Source organism: Vibrio sp. OPT41 (assembly GCF_015163595.1).
Taxonomy (GTDB): domain Bacteria; phylum Pseudomonadota; class Gammaproteobacteria; order Enterobacterales; family Vibrionaceae; genus Vibrio; species Vibrio alginolyticus.
The window spans coordinates 1-914 of record NZ_JADDYH010000005.1 but is presented as its reverse complement, the minus strand read 5'-3'; the positions used below and the strand labels follow the sequence as shown (position 1 = coordinate 914).

At 42.3% G+C, this 914-nt stretch carries 1 protein-coding gene; it reads left to right on the top strand.

What is annotated here, in order from left to right; all coding sequences use genetic code 11:
- Positions 1–68 precede the first annotated feature (68 nt).
- The coding region (locus IQP38_RS00435; protein WP_193837158.1) for an IS110-like element ISVpa1 family transposase at positions 69–914 on the top strand (846 nt) is incomplete at its 3' end.

Below are 914 nucleotides of genomic sequence, written 5' to 3'. Positions count from 1 at the left end.
TAATAAGATGGTACGCCCCACACCTGCACTACACTCAGCTATGTCGCTGAATATTGGGAGGTGCCATCATGTCGGCAATCAAAGTTATTGGAATCGATTTAGGTAAGTCTACTTTTCATCTAGTTGGCCACGATTATAGTGGTCGTGAACAATATCGGCACAAATTATCTAGAAGTAAATTACTACAGTTTATCTCTGTGCATGAACCAACATTGATAGCAATGGAGGCTTGCTGTGGTGCTCACTGGCTTGCAAGAAAATGCCAAGAATACGGGCATCAAGTTAAACTTATCCCACCTCAATATGTAAAACCTTACGTTAAAGCTCATAAGAATGACTTTATCGATGCAGCTGCTATTGCTGAGGCATCTACAAGACCTAATATGAGGTTCGTTTCTCCAAAGAGTGAGCAGGCTCAAGTAGGCGTCGTTATTCGGCGTGTTAGAACTGGTTATATTAGGGAGAGGACAGCAACGATGAACCGTATTGGTTCGATGTTAATAGAGTTTGGCATCAGCTTTCCACGGGGTCATGCAAACATGAAAAAGCTGTTTCAATGGTTAGCGGACAACAAAGAACCGATCCCTCCGTTATTGGTTCAGGAACTACAAAATCAGCTCGACTATTACAATCAACTGAATGAACGGATAAAAGAGCAAGACCGAAAAATAGAAAAACTGAGTTCCGAAGATGAACTTTACACTTTACTTCAAACGATACCAGGTGTGGGTCCCATGACTGCATCTTGCTGTTTATCGTGTGTTGGAAAACCTTCAGATTTTTCTAATGGTAGAAACTTTGCAGCGTGGATCGGACTTGTACCATTCCAGTACTCGACTGGAGGGAAACAACGGATGCTGGGAATTTCAAAGCGAGGAAATAAAGAGCTGAGAGAACTCTTTGTTCATGCCGCA